Consider the following 17,308-nt stretch of genomic DNA (forward strand, 5'->3'; position numbering starts at 1 on the left):
TGTAAACCTTTCCGAAATCGGGTTAATTATAATAGAGAGGTGAGCGTATGAGATATGCGATCAGGTCAGGATTACATACGCAATGATCCCTAATTGTGAATTCAGAGAGGAGTTTTATATATGACATCATGGAAAAAATGGACAAGTGCATTGCTTGCGGCAGGAATTATTGTAGGTAGCGGTTCGGTGTGGCAGGACAGCTCGGTTCAGGCAGCATCGGTATCCTCTAAAGTGACAACCCCAGCTGAGGTAACTCTGAAATCGGGTGGGAAAACACTGACTCAAAAAGGACTTCTTCAAGGTGGCTCAACTTGGGTATCTCTTACGGCAGTTAAAGATGTGGCAGGTGGAACGCTGAAATATGATGCCAAAACCAAAGAGTACGCTTTGACAGCAGCCAATAACACGATGACGATCAGCCTATCGGATGGCGAACCGAGTGTTCGAATTAACAACTATTATCCTCAAGTGGACGCAAAGCTGATCAACGGCAGATTGTATATTCCATTCTCAGCAATGAGAGATTATCTGGGTGTACAGGGGAACTGGGATGGCAAAACCAAAACGTTGACACTCAGCAAGGTGAAACAAAATAACGTAAAAATTAAAGCGGCAACAGTTAATGTCACTGTGAAAAATGCCGAAGTAGATGTTCAATATCCGCAGGTGAGTGGACTTGCCAGCAAAGAAGCTGAAGCGGCGATTAACAAAGTGCTGAAAGATGAAGTGGATGCTTATGTAACTGACTTCAAGAAACAGACATCTGAATTCGGCGGTGCAACAGCCAACCGTCCATATGCATTTGAGAGCTCCTATGTAGTAACGTACAACGAAAAAGGCGTGCTGGGACTCATTACACAACGATACGAGGATTATGCTGGCGCTCATGGTATGACATACCGTACGGGCCACACCTTTGCACTGGACACAGGCAAGGAGCTTACGTTAGATGATGTGCTGCAAAATAATAAAACCATGCGCGAGACGTTGAGTAAAAAAGTGGGTGAACAACTGAAAGCCCGCGGTGGATACCTCGACGGTTACAAAGGATTGAATAAAGATCAAGATTTCTATGTGACACCAACGGGTGTAGTCGTGTTCTTCCAGTTGTATGAATATACGGCGTACGCAGAGGGATTCCCTGAAATGCCATTTACGTATAAAGAGCTTCTCCCTAAAGGCACAGAACCTTTCAGTAATGTATCTAAAACCAAATAAAGAAATCATTATTATGCACTCTTAAGTTATCTTCCTTATTCCTTATAAAATGAAAAAAAGAAGCCCTCATCATGATCATGATGAGGGCTTCTTCTCGTATAGACAACACACGAAGTGTTGCTGATTACGCGGGTGTTGATGATGTTAACGCATAGACCGTGGTCTACGTCACACTTAGATGCCTTGTGATCCTACGTTTTCGATAACTTTATCAATGATACCGTAATCGGCGGCTTCAGCAGCACTCATGAAGTAGTCACGATCTGTATCTTTCTCAATCCGCTCCAGCGGTTGACCTGAACGCTCAGAGATGATGCGGTTCAACGTATCACGCATTTTCAAAATGCGACGAGCACGGATTTCGATGTCAGAAGCCTGACCTTGTGCACCACCAAGTGGTTGGTGAATCATAATTTCACTGTTTGGTAATGCAAAACGTTTACCTTTTGCACCGGCATTCAACAAGAATGCACCCATGGAAGCCGCCATACCTACACAGATGGTAGATACATCCGGTTTGATGAATTGCATTGTATCGTAAATCGCCATACCGGCTGTAATCGATCCGCCTGGGCTGTTGATGTATAAGTGAATGTCTTTCTCCGGATCTTCCGCAGCCAGGAACAACATCTGTGCCATAATGGCATTAGCCACTACGTCATTAACATCGCTACCAAGGAAAATAATACGATCCTTCAGCAATCTGGAGTAGATGTCGTAGGCGCGCTCACCCCGGTTGCTCTGTTCAACGACCATTGGAATAAAACTCACGTGAAAAACCTCCTCGGAATGTAAATGTTATTGGTGTTTATACTTAAACTGTTACCGTATTACCCACATAATAAACAATTCCAAACAAAAAGTCAAAGAAAGTCAAACTAACTTGCAAAAAAAAGAAACCTTTCCGGTTTCATTGGTTAAATGGGTTATGAGCTGTTAAATAAAAATGGCGCGCCCGCCAAGAATCGAACTTGGATCTCAGGCTTCGGAGGCCTACGTCATATCCATTGGACCACGGGCGCACATTATGTGACAGCAATAATGATTATAGCTCATGAAATATTTAATTGCAAGCAGTTCGTTGTGGTATTGGTTTGGATTAACCTAAAAATGATCATGATGAAGAAGAGTGGATAAAGAGTGCATTTAAGTAAATGCTATTAGAGGTTTTGGACATGCCGTATGAAATGTGATTCTGAGCGATATGTAGATTGAATTCATTTGTTTCTTCTATATATGGTATGCGTGAGCTAGTCCTTGATCATGGAAGTCTAGGATTGTGAAAATAGGCGCGTACAAACGCTGAATGCGTGTCGAAATAACACGTTGAAACACTTGCATGTCACGTCAGTTTTAGGTAGAATAGACGTGGGACTTAAAAAGTTAACCCGGGACGTTTTAGGGCCACGAAAGAGAGCTTAGAACGAGAACTTGCGGGAGTGGAAAGCATGCGAACGATTTTAGAAGTACAAAAGCAGCTTCTGCCTGATCTCATGGATATCTTGAAAAAGAGGTATACGATTCTGCAACAGATCATGTTATCGGATGTGATCGGACGGAGAACGTTAGCTAATTCCATGCAGATGACCGAGCGGGTTCTGAGGGCTGAGACCGATCTGTTAAAGGCTCAGGGACTTATTGAAATTGACAGTGCAGGAATGAAGATCAGCGAGGCAGGGTATGATTTGCTGCAGCAGTTAGAGCCCGTAGCCAAAGAGTTGTTCGGATTATCCGAGCTGGAAGAGCGCATCAAGCAAGCCTACGGTCTGCAAAAGGTAGTTGTGGTTCCTGGTGATTCGGACGTTTCTCCATTTGCCAAAAGGGAACTGGGCAGAGCCGGAGCGAAGGCTCTCGGCAATATCATGAGTGACAACGACGTTGTCGCCGTTACTGGCGGATCAACAACGGCTGAAGTCGCAGAGCAACTGACTCCGCCAACATCGCTCAAAGGTGTCTGGTTCGTACCGGCACGCGGTGGACTTGGAGAAAGCCTTGAAATTCAGGCGAATACGATTGCATCCACAATGGCAAAACGGGTTGGAGCGCAATACAAACTCCTGCATGTACCGGATTTGCTTAGTGATCATGCCTATGAATCATTAATCCAGGACCCCAGTGTTCAGGAGATTCTGCAGCTGATTCGGAAATCGCGGATTGTTATTCATGGAATTGGTGATGCCGTGGAGATGGCTACAAGACGTAAACTTGCGACGGAGATTATAGATGAACTTCAGGAGCAAGGAGCCGTATCTGAATCTTTCGGTTATTACTTTAATGATCAGGGTAAGGTGGTACATACCATGCTTACACTGGGTATGCGACTTCAGGATATTGAACGAACCGATGTTGTGATTGGAATTGCAGGTGGCAAAAGCAAAGCTGCTGCTATACATTCCGTGTTGCGATTTGGACAGGAAGATATTCTGATTATTGATGAGGCTGCTGCCGAAGTCATCGTTGCTGAAATGGAATAAGGTTTTACTTTGCATCACAACTATTGTTGTCTTGACGGACTTCACCGTCTGTCTTGAATATATAAGTTTCATAAAAAAATTAATCAAAACTTGGGAGGAACTTACTCATGATTAAAGTAGGTATTAACGGTTTTGGACGTATTGGACGCTTGGCATTCCGCCGTATTCAAAATGTAGCAGGCATCGAGGTAGTAGCAATCAACGACTTGACTGACGCTAAAATGCTCGCTCATTTGCTCAAATATGATACAACTCAAGGTCGCTTCGATGGCGATGTTGAAGTACACGATGGCTTCTTCAAAGTGAACGGCAAAGAAGTTAAAGTATTGGCTAACCGTAACCCGGAAGAACTTCCTTGGGGCGACCTGGGCGTAGATATCGTTCTGGAATGTACTGGTTTCTTCACAACTAAAGAAGCAGCTGAGAAACACTTGAAAGGTGGAGCTAAGAAAGTTGTTATCTCCGCACCAGCTACTGGCGACATGAAAACCATCGTTTACAACGTAAACCATGAAATCCTCGACGGTACTGAAACTGTAATCTCCGGCGCATCTTGCACAACAAACTGCCTGGCACCTATGGCAAAAACATTGCAAGACAAATTCGGAATCGTTCAAGGTTTGATGACTACAATTCACGCTTACACTGGCGATCAAAACACATTGGATGCTCCACACCCTAAAGGTGACTTCCGTCGTGCTCGTGCAGCAGCTGAAAACATCATCCCTAACACAACTGGTGCTGCTAAAGCAATCGGTCTGGTAATCCCAGAACTGCAAGGCATCCTTGATGGTGCAGCTCAACGTGTACCAGTAGCTACTGGTTCCCTGACTGAACTCGTAACTGTTCTGAACAAAAAAGTAACTGCTGAAGAAGTTAACGCAGCTATGCAAGAAGCTTCCGATCCAGAAACTTTCGGATACACAGAAGACGAAATCGTATCTTCCGATATCCAAGGAATCACTTTCGGTTCCCTGTTTGATGCAACTCAAACTAAAGTTCTGACTGTTGGCGACCAACAATTGGTTAAAACTGTAGCTTGGTATGACAATGAAATGTCCTACACTGCACAATTGGTTCGCACTTTGGAGCACTTTGCAAAAATGATCAAGTAATATCTGCAATAACATAGAGCGGAAACAGATGCTATATTGTTTCCGCTCTTTATATATCTACATTTTGCAAATTTCTCAAAAACACCAGGATTGACGAGGGATTTTAGCTCTTGATTGGTCCACCAAATACATGGGTGCGGAGGAAATACAGATGAACAAAAAAAGTGTACGCGATATCGAATTGACAGGAAAACGGGCTTTTGTCCGTGTAGATTTCAATGTGCCGCTCGAAGATGGTAAAATTACAGATGACAAACGTATTCGTGCAACGCTTCCTACAATCAACTTCTTGATTGAAAAAGGCGCTAAAGTCATTTTGGCAAGCCACATGGGTCGTCCTAACGGCGAAGTGGTTGAATCTTTGCGTTTGACTCCAGCAGCTGAGCGTTTGTCTGAATTGCTTGGTAAAAAAGTTGTTAAAGCTGACGGTTCTGTTGGTGACGCTGTTAAAGCTCAAATCGCTGAACTGAACAACGGCGACGTATTGTTGCTTGAAAACGTTCGTTTCCACGCAGGCGAAGAGAAAAACGATCCGGAACTGGCAAAACAATTTGCTGAACTGGCTGACGTTTTCGTTAACGATGCGTTTGGCGCGGCTCACAGAGCACACGCTTCGACTGAAGGAATCGCTCACTTGCTTCCAGCAGTGTCCGGTTTGTTGATGGAGAAAGAACTTGAAGTGTTGGGTAAAGCAATCTCCAACCCTGAGCGTCCTTTCACAGCTATCATTGGTGGATCCAAAGTTAAGGACAAAATCGATGTAATCGACAACCTGCTGAACATTGCAGACAACGTAATCATCGGTGGCGGTCTGACTTACACGTTCTTCAAAGCACAAGGACATGAAATTGGACAATCCTTGCTGGATGATTCCAAACTTGATGTTGCTCTCGGTTTTATCGAAAAAGCGAAAAAATTGGGCAAAAACTTCTACCTGCCGGTAGATATCGTAGTGTCTGACGATTTCAGTGCAAAAGCAAACACACAAATCGTTGACATCGATGGTATCCCAGCAGATTGGGAAGGTATCGACATCGGTCCTAAAACACGCGAGATCTATGCTGATGTAATCAAAAACTCCAAATTGGTTGTGTGGAACGGACCAATGGGCGTATTTGAAATCGAGCCATTCTCCCACGGTACTCGTGCAGTAGCGGAAGCTTGCGCTGAGACAGAAGCTTACACTGTAATTGGTGGCGGTGACTCCGCAGCAGCAGCTGAGAAGTTCAAATTGGCTGACAAGATGAACCACATCTCTACAGGTGGCGGTGCATCGCTCGAGTTCATGGAAGGTAAAGTACTTCCAGGCGTAGTGGCATTGAACGACAAGTAAGTTTTAGTAGTCTATAGCATGAAGGAGTTGAAACCCATGAGAACACCGATTATCGCAGGTAACTGGAAAATGTTCAAAACGGTTTCCGAGTCCAATGACTTCATTCAGGAAGTTAAAGGAAAAGCGGAAGTTGAAGGCGTAGAAACTGTAATCTGCGCACCGTTTACAAATCTGCCATCCCTGGTAGAAGCGGTTAAAGGTACAAACATCAAAATTGGTGCACAAAATCTTCACTTTGAAGATAACGGTGCATTCACAGGTGAAATCAGCGGCGTGATGCTGAAAGACCTGGGTGTGGATTATGTCATTATTGGTCACTCGGAGCGCCGTCAATATTTTGCGGAAACCGATGAGACTGTTAATAAAAAGTTGCATGCAGCATTCCGTCACGGATTGACTCCAATCTTCTGCCTTGGTGAGACGCTTGAAGAGCGTGAAGCGAACCAAACAAAAGACGTATGCAAAGTGCAAACAGTAGCTGCTTTTGCAGGTCTGTCTGCAGAGCAAGCGGCACAAGTTGTTATCGCTTATGAGCCAATCTGGGCGATTGGTACAGGCAAATCCTCCACTTCCCAAGATGCGAATGAAGTTATTGCTTACATTCGTACGCTGGTGAAGGATCTGTACAACGAGACGGTTGCGAATGCAGTTCGTATTCAATACGGCGGCAGTGTTAAACCAGAGAACGTAACAGAATACCTCGGACAAAGCGACATCGACGGCGCACTTGTTGGCGGTGCCAGCTTGCAGCCGGCTTCGTTCATCGCGCTTGTTGAGGGGGCGAAGTAAGATGACAGCTCCAAAACCTGTAGCACTGATCATCATGGATGGCTTTGGTCTGCGTAACACGGTGGAAGGCAATGCGGTAGCGCAAGCCAAGAAACCGAACTACGACCGTTTCATGAGCCAATTCCCACATACAACACTCACTGCTTGCGGTGAAGCTGTAGGTTTGCCAGAAGGGCAAATGGGAAATTCCGAGGTAGGTCACCTGAACATTGGTGCCGGCCGGATCGTATACCAGGATTTGACCCGTATCTCCAAATCCATTCGTGACGGCGAGTTCTACGACAATGAAACACTTGTCAAAGCCGTTCGCGAAGCGAAACAAAGCGGCAAAAAACTTCATCTCTACGGCTTGTTGTCTGATGGCGGCGTACATAGTCACATCGACCACCTGTTTGCTATGCTGGATCTGGCCAAAAAAGAAGAAATGAACGATGTATATATTCATGCCTTCATGGATGGCCGTGATGTTATGCCAGACAGTGGTAAAGACTTCATGCAGAAGCTGATCGCTAAGATTGAAGAAGTCGGAGTAGGTAAAATCGCAACGGTTCAAGGTCGCTATTACGCGATGGACCGTGACAAACGTTGGGAACGGGTTGAGAAATCATACCGCGCCATCGTTTATGGAGATGGACCAAAATACACTGACCCACTCAAAGCGGTTGAAGAATCGTATGAGAAGTCCGTATTTGATGAATTCGTTGAACCAACGGTTATCGTCAAAGCGGATGGTGAGCCGGTAGGTTTGGTAGAGAGCGGCGATTCCGTTATCTTCCTCAACTTCCGTCCTGACCGTGCGATCCAGTTGTCGCAAGTATTCACCAACCAGGATTTCCGCGGTTTCGATCGTGGTCCGAAGTTCCCTGTGGGCTTGCACTTTGTATGCTTGACTTTGTTCAGCGAGACGGTTGAAGGTTATGTGGCTTATTCGCCGAAGAACCTCGACAACACCCTGGGTGAAGTTCTGGTACAGAATAATAAAAAACAACTGCGTATTGCAGAAACTGAGAAATACCCGCACGTTACCTTCTTCTTCAGCGGCGGTCGTGATGTGGAGCTTCCGGGCGAAACTCGCGTACTGATCAACTCACCAAAAGTTGCAACGTATGATCTGCAACCAGAGATGAGCGCGTATGAAGTGGCTGACGCATGTGTTCGTGAGATCGAAGCAGACAAACATGACGCCATCATTCTGAACTTTGCTAACCCTGACATGGTTGGACACTCCGGCATGCTGGAGCCTACCATCAAAGCGGTTGAAGTAACAGATGAGTGTATGGGCCGTGTTGTGGATGCAGTACTTGCCAAAGGTGGCGTTGTACTGATCACGGCGGATCATGGTAACGCGGATATGGTCTTCGATGAGAAAGGACGTCCGTTCACAGCTCATACAACGAACCCAGTTCCATTCATCGTTACGGATGCCAATGTAACCCTGCGTGAAGGCGGAATCCTGGCTGATATCGCGCCAACGATCCTTGACCTGATGCAATTGCCTAAACCGGCTGAGATGACAGGTACATCCGTCATCGCTACCCGTAAATAAGTTACGAAACAAGATATATAATTGGGCGGTTTGGCGTTTGCACATTGAACGAAGGCAGCAGAAATAGTCTGAAGAAGCAACGCGTTCGCCTTTATCACATGATTTCAACTTATGAAAATAAGTTCAAAGAAATCAGGGGATAACAGCGATCAGAAGACGATTCTGCTGACGTAGTGAAAAAGGGCAAACACAAGTTGGTCCAAAAAATTAAATCCCAACTATAAAGGAGATTATCACAAATGACTATTATTTCTGACGTGTACGCTCGCGAAGTCCTCGACTCCCGCGGTAACCCTACAGTAGAAGTTGAAGTATACCTGGAGTCCGGCGCAATCGGACGCGCAATCGTTCCATCTGGTGCATCCACTGGTGCCCATGAAGCCGTTGAGCTTCGCGATGGCGACAAATCCCGTTACCTCGGTAAAGGTGTTCTGCAAGCTGTTAAAAACGTAAACGAAACAATCGCTCCAGAAGTTATCGGTATGGATGCATTGGATCAACTGGGTATCGACAAATTGATGATCACTTTGGATGGTACGCCAAACAAAGGTAAACTGGGTGCTAACGCAATCCTGGCTGTATCCATGGCAGTAGCTCGCGCAGCTGCTGACGCTCTGGACCTGCCATTGTACGTATACCTGGGCGGATTCAACGCTAAAGCATTGCCAGTTCCAATGATGAACATCATCAACGGTGGTGAGCATGCTGACAACAACATCGACGTTCAAGAGTTCATGGTTCTTCCAGTTGGAGCACCAAGCTTCAAAGAAGCTCTTCGCGTAGGTGCAGAGATCTTCCACAACCTGAAATCCGTATTGAGCTCCAAAGGCTTGAACACAGCTGTAGGTGACGAAGGTGGTTTCGCACCGAACCTTGGTTCAAACGAAGAAGCAATCACTACAATCATCGAAGCAATTGAAAAGGCTGGTTACAAACCAGGCGTTGACGTATTCCTGGGTATGGACGTTGCTTCCACTGAGTTCTACAAAGATGGTAAGTACACACTTGCTGGTGAAGGTAAATCTTACACTTCCGCTGAGTATGTTGACCTTCTGGCTTCATGGGTTGAGAAATACCCAATCATCACAATCGAAGACGGTATGTCTGAAGATGACTGGGATGGTTGGAAATTGCTCACTGAGAAATTGGGCGACAAAGTACAACTCGTTGGTGATGACCTGTTCGTAACAAACACTGAGCGTCTGGGCAGAGGTATCGACGAAGGTATCGGTAACTCCATCCTGATCAAAGTTAACCAAATCGGTACATTGACTGAAACATTTGATGCAATCGAAATGGCTAAACGCGCAGGATACACAGCTGTAATCTCCCACCGTTCCGGTGAGTCCGAAGACAGCACAATCGCTGATATCGCTGTTGCAACTAACGCTGGTCAAATCAAAACGGGTGCTCCTTCCCGTACAGACCGTATTGCGAAGTACAACCAATTGCTCCGCATTGAGGATCAACTGGGTGAACTGGCTCAATACAATGGTCTTAAAGGATTCTACAACCTTAAAAAATAAGCTGGATCTACAGCTTTTACGGGCAAGCCGGGTAACCGGCTTGTCTTTTTTATTAAGACGGAGTAATGATATAACGTAAGGATCACGCAGATGGTGAAATTTAGGGCATTGTATAAACTGTACTACTTGTAGTACAACCATAGCTATGTTACAATTAAAGTAACTGTTTTTATGGTGAGATGTTATGCCCACATGGGTAGGAGGTGGAAAGAATGGATATTGCTTTGAAATTGCTGCTCGTTGTTTTCTCGATCGGTCTAATCACTGTAGTATTGCTGCAGCACGGGAAAAGCGCTGGTTTGGCGGGTGCCATCTCCGGTGGTGCGGAACATCTTTTCGGTAAAACGAAAGCGCGCGGATTGGATCTCTTCCTGCAACGTGCAACGGTGGTACTGGGTGCAGGATTTATGATTTTGTCTATTATTGTTACGGTGGTTTCCAAGTAAGATTCGGAACTGCTGTTCAATGAATAGCTTAAGCTAATGGCTTAATTGAGGAACCTTCGTTTCGTGAAGAAACGGGGGTTTTTTAATAAATTCTTACGCGTCCAAACTTTTCCAACAATCTAATCTATAGACTCCATGATTTTCGGTCTTCTTCTCACTTCTGTTTCGGTTTTCCTTCCTTAATATGCAATACACCCCTATCATGTATGGTATGTCCCTCGCTTATTCGTTACGCGAACTCACTCCCTATAATGAATGTCATGTGTACAGAAAATTTTCGCATGTCGTCCTTTTCCAGATGCGCACAGCACGTGTATCGCATAAAATGTCTGTAGAGATACGTGAAAGCGCGATTTTAGTGGAGCGCTTGGCAAACTGTGGTTTTTTTGCGAGGTACGGATGGGCCGGATTGAATTCGTGTATACTAGGGTATGAGATAGTATGGTTGCACTACTACGCTCTTTACAACAGTGATATTGCATTGCATGAAAATGGTAATAATTCCGATACATAAAGAGATGAGATTGCTTACACTTTTATGTTTCCCGAGGTGAATATATTAATGATAACAGAACAACAATTGCTCGACTTCATGCGGGAAACCGCTTATAAACCCATGACTTATCAGGAGTTGGAACAGCACTTCGCTATTGAAGATGCAGCTGATTTCAAAGCCTTTTTGATTATGCTTAATACGCTGGAGGAATCCGGTAAAGTTTTGCTGACCCGTAACAATCGCTATGGCATGCCAGAGCGCATGGATTTGGTACGCGGACGTTTACAGGCTCACGCCAAAGGCTTTGCTTTCCTTATCCCCGAGGATCGGGAGCACCCGGATGTGTACATTCATGCCAATGATATGAAAAGTGCGATGAATGGTGACACGGTACTGGTTAAAGTCACGTCTCAAGGACCTTCTGGCGGTCGCCTGGAGGGTGAGATCGTTCGCATTGTTACTCGTGCTGTAACACAAGTCGTTGGTGTGTTCCAAAGCCATGAAGTGTACGGATTTGTCATTCCGGATGACAAACGGATTAATCGCGATATTTTCATCCCGCGTACCAACTTTGCTGGGGCGGTTGATGGACAGAAGGTCGTAGCAAAGATCGTCAGCTATCCGGAGGGTCGTGCGGCGGCCGAGGGTGAAGTGATCGAGATTCTCGGTCATAAGGATGAGCCGGGTATTGATATTTTGTCCGTCATTCGCAAGCATCAGTTGCCTGAAGCCTTCCCCGATGAAGTGGTAGAAGAAGCGGAGAAAGCACCAGACTCCATCACGGATGAAGAGATCGTACAACAGGGTCGCCGTGATCTGCGCGGACTTAACATTGTCACGATTGATGGCGAAGATGCCAAGGATCTGGATGATGCTGTTAACGTAGAGAAGCTGCCTAACGGTAACTATCGTCTGGGTGTTCATATTGCTGACGTTGGCTATTATGTGCAGGAGAATTCCAAGCTTGATCAGGAAGCTTACAACCGTGGATGCAGTGTGTATCTGGTGGATCGGGTTATTCCGATGTTACCACAGCGTTTGTCCAACGGGATCTGTAGTTTGAACCCACAGGTAGATCGCCTGACACTGTCTTGTGAGATGGAGTTTAACGACCAGATGAAGGTTGTAAAACATGATATTTTCACAAGTGTAATCAAAACCAAAGAGCGGATGACGTATTCCAACGTACGTAAAATCCTTGAAGGTGAAGAGCCGGAGTTGCTTGAGCGTTATAAGGATCTTGTAGATGATTTCCATCTGATGAAAGAGATCGCTTTGAAGTTGCGTGCTATGCGTATGCGCCGTGGTGCGGTTGACTTTGATTTTGAAGAATCCAAAATCATTGTGGACGCAGAGTGCAAACCGGTAGATATCGTAAAACGGGAGCGTTCGATTGCAGAGCAAATCATTGAGGAATTCATGTTGGCAGCGAACGAAACAGTGGCAGAGCATTTCCACTGGTTGAAGGTTCCGTTCATTTATCGTGTACACGAAGACCCGGATCAGGAGAAACTGCAAAATTTCCTCGCCTTTGCGGCGAATTTTGGACACCAGGTCAAAGGACGTGGCAATGCAATTCATCCACGAGCGCTTCAATCGTTGCTTGAGGATATCAAAGAAACGAAAGAACAAACCGTGATTAGTACGATGATGCTCCGTTCGATGAAACAGGCGAAGTATGATTCTGAAATGTCGGGGCACTTTGGCCTCGCGGCAGAATTCTATAGTCACTTTACGTCTCCAATTCGTCGTTATCCCGATCTTGTCATTCACCGGGTGATTCGCGAAGTCATTGAAAATAATGGTGCTTTGCCGGAGAACCGTCAGGAGTATTTGGCAGCACGTATGTCCGATATTGCGCAGCAGTCTTCTGAACGTGAACGTGTGGCGGTAGAAGCTGAGCGGGATACGGAGAAAATGAAAAAAGCCGAGTACATGCTCGACAAAGTAGGCGAAGAGTTCGAAGGTATGATCAGCAGTGTGACCAGCTTTGGTATGTTCATTGAACTGGAGAACACGGTTGAAGGTCTGATTCGCCTGAGCGCGCTCACGGACGATTATTATCATTTTGACGATCAGCATATGGCTCTGATTGGTGAACGTACCTCGAAAGTCTTCCGCATCGGTGATGAAGTGAAGATTCGTGTGGCACGTGTAAGCATGGAAGAGTATACGATTGATTTTGAAATGGTGGATATGAAACCTCGCGCTGAACGTCCTGGCGGCTTCGGTGGCGGACGTGGCGGTAAAGGTGGACGTCCTAGTAGCGCCGGCGGGCGCGGCGGTGCCAAGGGTGGACCAGGTGGATTCAGCGGTTCACGTGGCGGCAAAGGAGGCTCATCTACTGCTGGAGCCAGCCGTGGTGGCAGATCAACGGAAGAAAGCAGCAAAGGTGGACGTGGCGGTCGCGGTGGAGCAGCGAGTGCAGGCGCGGGCTCATCTGGTGGCTACGCAGGTAAGGGCGGTGGCAAACCAAAAGGTGAGCGTCGTGCTGGTGATGCTGGTGGATCAACTGGCCGGGGCAAAGGCGCGTTGAGCTTTGGTTTTGGCTCAGGTAAAGGCGGATATAGCTCTACATCGGGTGGATCGGATAGTAGTTCAACCGGTGGACAAGGAAGTGGCCTGAACAGCGGCAGCGGTCGTGGTGAAGGAAGCTTTAAGTCCGGCAAGGGCGGCGGTAAAGGTGGCAAAGGCGGAAGTGGACGCAAAAACACTTCGCCGAGCGGCGTATTTATTGGAGAAAATGCAACTCCTGGTGGCGCTCAGGAAGGTGGAGCACCACGACGCAAGCGGAAGAAGAGCAAAGGTGCAGCTGGTAACGGTACGGCAGCTTTTGTACGGAAAAAGAAAAAATAAAGCTAACGTAACTTGGAGAAATGGATTACAATTCGTTCCTCCAAGTTAAGCGTTGGAGAAAATAGTCACTTCAGCCGGTGTGTTGTTTCGCACAGTCTGAAAGTGGTGTAATGAGGAGGGGCGGCAGAGGTCGCCTCTTTCTTGATTTTAACAGCCGTACTTGCTACAATTAAGGTCTGGCACGTGGTACCTTGGTGCAACAATGGGTGCGCTGCTATAGAGCATGGTACCGGCTTATTTTACGGAGAAGGAGTGAGGACATGGGCAAGAATGATGGACAGAGTAAAGTGCTTGCACAGAATAAAAAGGCTTCCCATGACTACTTCATTGAAGATACGTATGAAGCGGGCATGGTGCTTACCGGAACGGAGATCAAATCTCTTCGTAACGGCCGTGCGAATATTGGAGATGCATTTGCCACGATTCGAAACGGTGAGATTCATATTCACAATATGCATATTAGTCCTTTTGAACAAGGGAACCGAAATAATCCGCTCGATCCAACGCGTACGCGCAAGTTGCTGATGCATAAAGTGCAGATTCACAAGCTGCTCGGACTGTCGAAACAGGATGGGTACAGCATTGTGCCGCTGAAAATCTATATCCGCAACGGTTATGCAAAGCTTTTGCTTGGACTGGGTAAAGGTAAGAAGCAATACGACAAACGTGAAACTGCCGCGAAGCGGGATGCTCAACGTGATATCCAACGGGTACTGCGCGAGAAGCAGAAGGTTGCGCGTTAAGCGGAGCGCTGGGCTAAAGGCTTTACTTTTCAGTGTAGAAGATATTTTTTGTGATGAAGTTAGGAAGATTGATGTATGAGTTAAGGAGTCTCAAGGTTTGTCCTGCAATGGGCAAGATTGAGGCTTTTTTATTTGTAATGAGAAAGGTAATGTGATGTGAGTTGCTGAAGTGTATTATGTGGTGATTTCCTTTGATATGTGTTGAAGGGAATTCGGTAGGAGCATGGAGCTTGGCACGTTGATGAATCTAAATTTTTAGCCTTTGCGTAGTTTGCCTGAAACGTGGGTAAGATACTAAGGTGCCGTTGTTCGTGATCCAATCTGGGTAAACTTTACTTCCGATTGGTGACGCGGTATAATATGTAGACGATTGAGCCTGTTGTATTGGATAACTTTGTACACGTGCTCAGCCTGCTGGAATGTCTTCCAGCAATCTGTACTATTTCGGTGATGTGTCCTGTGTTATGATTACTCATGTAGCAGACAGGAATGCCGAGTTTGAAAGAAGCATCTTTTTACTTTGGAGGAAAAAGATGTGTAGCACCTTTGCTCCGTATTCACGGATTAATCCTGGAGCCCTTCTTCATTGAGGGGGCGTTTATGGATTCGACGGGGATAGTTCGAGCATGGGTAGCGGGTAGTGGGGACGCGTCCGCTTTATCAACGCTAAAGCCTATTAAACGGCAAACAACAAACAAACTACGCTTTCGCAGCCTAAGAAACTGTGTGCGTGCTTCTACCCTGCATCGCCCATGTGACAGGGATAGGGGCTAACAAGTAGTGGGATACGCTGTCACATCTCCGCCTGGGGTGTGCTGAAGAAGACAATCAGGCTGACCCAACGTATAGCCGGTTACGGGGCGATACTCGGGTGACATCAAAACTGTGACTACACCCGTAGAAGCTTATGTGCCGTTATCTTCGGACAGGGGTTCGACTCCCCTCGCCTCCATTAGAGTCAAAAGCCATCAACCAGTGTTCTGGTTGGTGGTTTTTTAGTTTATGATATAATAAACAGAAATTTAGATTGGGGGACTCAAGATGTTTGAAAATCGAGAACAGCTCCAAGAAATTTTGAAAAAGGCAATTCAACATGCACGGAAACAAGCTAAAGAATCAGGTGCCTCTATTTATTATATAAAGAACAACAAACGCGTTCGTGAGGATGCTGAAGGAAATAAATTTGAAATTATATTTGATGCTACTGGGAAACGCCAGGAGTTTGAGTATCATGAGTGAAATCAGACCAGTTATGACTGTGTTTGCTGGAACCAATGGAGCAGGGAAAAGTACACTCAGTATGCAAATGAGAGAGTGGCTTGGTGAACTGGTTGATCCGGATCAAATTGCAAGAGAGTTGAAGCCAGAGAATCCGCGCAGTGCTGACCTGTCTGCTGGCAGGGAAGCTGTGAAAAAAATCCGATCTCTCATTAAAAGTGGTATGAACTTCGCTATTGAAACGACATTGTCCGGATCATTTGTTTTAAAACATATGGAAATAGCAAAACAAAATAGATACGAAATTGTCGTATACTATATCGGTCTTGAGGATGTTCAAATGCATATAGATCGTGTAGCCTCTCGTGTTGAACAAGGTGGACATTGGATTGCAGAAGAAGACATTCGTTATCGATATGGTGAGTCATTGAAGAACCTTAAACCGGCTCTAGCCATCGCAGATCGGGTTATCCTCATTGATAATACATACGAGCCTTTAATTGTTGCTGAAATCATACAGGGTGATTTGATCTACTGCGCTGAATCCATACCTGCATGGTCTAATCTTGTTCTTGTGGGTTACTGATACTCGGGTGACATCAAAACTGTGACTACACCCGTAGAAGTTTATGTGCCGTTATCTTCAGACAGGGGTTCGACTCCCCTCGCCTCCATTAGAGTCAAAAGCCATCAACCAGCGGTCTGGTTGGTGGTTTTTCTGTTTATGCTATAATATTTGTAAAATAAGCTGATGTAAGCCCGATATACTCTGTAATCTCCCAAAGGAGGCAAAAAAGCATGAGCGAAACGCAGCAACAGATCCGCGAGTTTGTTGCAGGGGTACAAGCATACGTCTCGCCAGTAAATGTGATTAATCCTTGGAAAGATTATGTGAAAGGCTATGATATCGGCCCCGAAGCGGTGAAGATTCGTTCTGAACATTTGGTCAGGTATTTGGGGCCACGAATGTCCAAGGCTCGGTACATTTTTATTGCTGAAGCTGTGGGATATCAAGGGGCGAGGTTCTCCGGCGTACCCTTGACGTCCGAGCGAATGGTTACCGGGAATCACTCGCTGGTGAATCACCAGATGATTTTTGCAGGTGAGCCGGGTGTCCGAACTAGCCTGCCCAATATCGCCAAACCTAACCGGAGTCAGGCACTGTATGGATTCGCAGAACCGACAGCATCCATCATATGGGGCGAAGTGTTATCCAGTTCAAGGTGGAAACCAACGGACTTTATATTTTGGAACATCTATCCCTTTCATCCTTATCAATCTTCTGAAAACAGGATGACGAATCGAACGCCGACTTTGGCAGAGTTGGAGGATGGTTTGCCGTTTGCCAGACAGCTTATGCAACTGAATCCTGATGCTCAGATCGTGGCTATTGGCAGGAAGTCAGCAGACACGTTAAGCTCCCATTTCATTAAACATCACCATGTTCCTCATCCTGCAAATGGAAGGGCAGTACAATTCCAAAAAGCAGTAAGGTCAATTATCTAACCCATTTGGAACTGGAGAAATAAAGGCTGACACATGCATTCT

The 17,308-nt window shown here is 45.9% G+C and carries 14 protein-coding genes, 1 tRNA gene and 1 other RNA gene; 14 read left to right on the plus strand and 2 right to left on the minus strand.

What is annotated here, in order from left to right; all coding sequences use genetic code 11:
• The first annotated feature begins 120 nt into the window (after positions 1-120).
• Positions 121-1,218, plus strand: coding sequence for a DUF4163 domain-containing protein (locus NST33_RS00905; RefSeq protein WP_221822452.1), 1,098 nt, complete (start codon positions 121-123; stop codon positions 1,216-1,218).
• Positions 1,219-1,392: 174 nt separating this feature from the next.
• Here the strand turns inward: NST33_RS00905 and clpP are convergent, their stop codons facing one another.
• Together clpP and NST33_RS00915 are read right to left on the minus strand one after the other, a co-directional pair.
• Positions 1,393-1,989 carry an ATP-dependent Clp endopeptidase proteolytic subunit ClpP gene (gene clpP / locus NST33_RS00910; protein WP_017691245.1) on the minus strand — a complete coding sequence of 199 codons (597 nt, stop codon included), beginning with the start codon at positions 1,987-1,989 and terminating at the stop codon, positions 1,393-1,395.
• Positions 1,990-2,165: 176 nt separating this feature from the next.
• Positions 2,166-2,240, minus strand: a tRNA-Arg gene (locus tag NST33_RS00915).
• A gap of 426 nt (positions 2,241-2,666) precedes the next feature.
• On the opposite strand from NST33_RS00915, the gene NST33_RS00920 reads away from it, so the two are divergent.
• From NST33_RS00920 to NST33_RS00980, 13 genes are all read left to right on the plus strand, one after another.
• Entirely contained in the window at positions 2,667-3,692 is a 1,026-nt protein-coding gene (locus NST33_RS00920) for a sugar-binding domain-containing protein (RefSeq protein WP_221822444.1), read from the plus strand.
• Between the two features lie 107 nt (positions 3,693-3,799).
• A complete protein-coding gene (gene gap / locus NST33_RS00925; protein WP_017691243.1) occupies positions 3,800-4,807 on the plus strand; it encodes a type I glyceraldehyde-3-phosphate dehydrogenase in 1,008 nt (335 codons plus the stop codon).
• Positions 4,808-4,958: 151 nt separating this feature from the next.
• Positions 4,959-6,140, plus strand: coding sequence for a phosphoglycerate kinase (locus tag NST33_RS00930; RefSeq protein ID WP_221822442.1), 1,182 nt, complete (start codon positions 4,959-4,961; stop codon positions 6,138-6,140).
• A gap of 36 nt (positions 6,141-6,176) precedes the next feature.
• Complete coding sequence (gene tpiA / locus NST33_RS00935; RefSeq protein WP_036616221.1) at positions 6,177-6,929, plus strand: triose-phosphate isomerase; 753 nt, start codon at positions 6,177-6,179, stop codon at positions 6,927-6,929.
• A gap of 1 nt (position 6,930) precedes the next feature.
• Positions 6,931-8,475 (plus strand): 2,3-bisphosphoglycerate-independent phosphoglycerate mutase, encoded by a 1,545-nt coding sequence (gene gpmI / locus NST33_RS00940; RefSeq protein WP_047841461.1) that lies wholly within the window; start codon positions 6,931-6,933, stop codon positions 8,473-8,475.
• A gap of 239 nt (positions 8,476-8,714) precedes the next feature.
• Positions 8,715-10,001 carry a phosphopyruvate hydratase gene (eno, locus tag NST33_RS00945; RefSeq protein ID WP_062837741.1) on the plus strand — a complete coding sequence of 429 codons (1,287 nt, stop codon included), beginning with the start codon at positions 8,715-8,717 and terminating at the stop codon, positions 9,999-10,001.
• A 212-nt stretch (positions 10,002-10,213) separates the two neighbouring features.
• Complete coding sequence (gene secG, locus NST33_RS00950) at positions 10,214-10,447, plus strand: preprotein translocase subunit SecG (RefSeq protein WP_062837740.1); 234 nt, start codon at positions 10,214-10,216, stop codon at positions 10,445-10,447.
• A gap of 562 nt (positions 10,448-11,009) precedes the next feature.
• Positions 11,010-13,799, plus strand: coding sequence for a ribonuclease R (gene rnr, locus NST33_RS00955; protein WP_339306426.1), 2,790 nt, complete (start codon positions 11,010-11,012; stop codon positions 13,797-13,799).
• Positions 13,800-14,059: 260 nt separating this feature from the next.
• On the plus strand, positions 14,060-14,542 hold the full coding sequence (gene smpB / locus NST33_RS00960; RefSeq protein WP_036674736.1) for an SsrA-binding protein SmpB: 483 nt from the start codon (positions 14,060-14,062) through the stop codon (positions 14,540-14,542).
• A gap of 590 nt (positions 14,543-15,132) precedes the next feature.
• Positions 15,133-15,497: a transfer-messenger RNA gene (gene ssrA, locus NST33_RS00965) on the plus strand.
• Positions 15,498-15,583: 86 nt separating this feature from the next.
• On the plus strand, positions 15,584-15,781 hold the full coding sequence (locus tag NST33_RS00970; protein ID WP_339181135.1) for a hypothetical protein: 198 nt from the start codon (positions 15,584-15,586) through the stop codon (positions 15,779-15,781).
• Entirely contained in the window at positions 15,774-16,346 is a 573-nt protein-coding gene (locus NST33_RS00975; protein WP_339181138.1) for a zeta toxin family protein, read from the plus strand. The genes NST33_RS00970 and NST33_RS00975 overlap by 8 nt, the downstream gene beginning before the upstream one ends.
• 212 nt (positions 16,347-16,558) lie before the next feature.
• Entirely contained in the window at positions 16,559-17,266 is a 708-nt protein-coding gene (locus NST33_RS00980; protein WP_221822338.1) for a uracil-DNA glycosylase, read from the plus strand.
• Positions 17,267-17,308 lie beyond the last annotated feature (42 nt).

It is taken from the genome of Paenibacillus sp. FSL L8-0435 (genome assembly GCF_037965655.1).
Lineage (GTDB): Bacteria > Bacillota > Bacilli > Paenibacillales > Paenibacillaceae > Paenibacillus.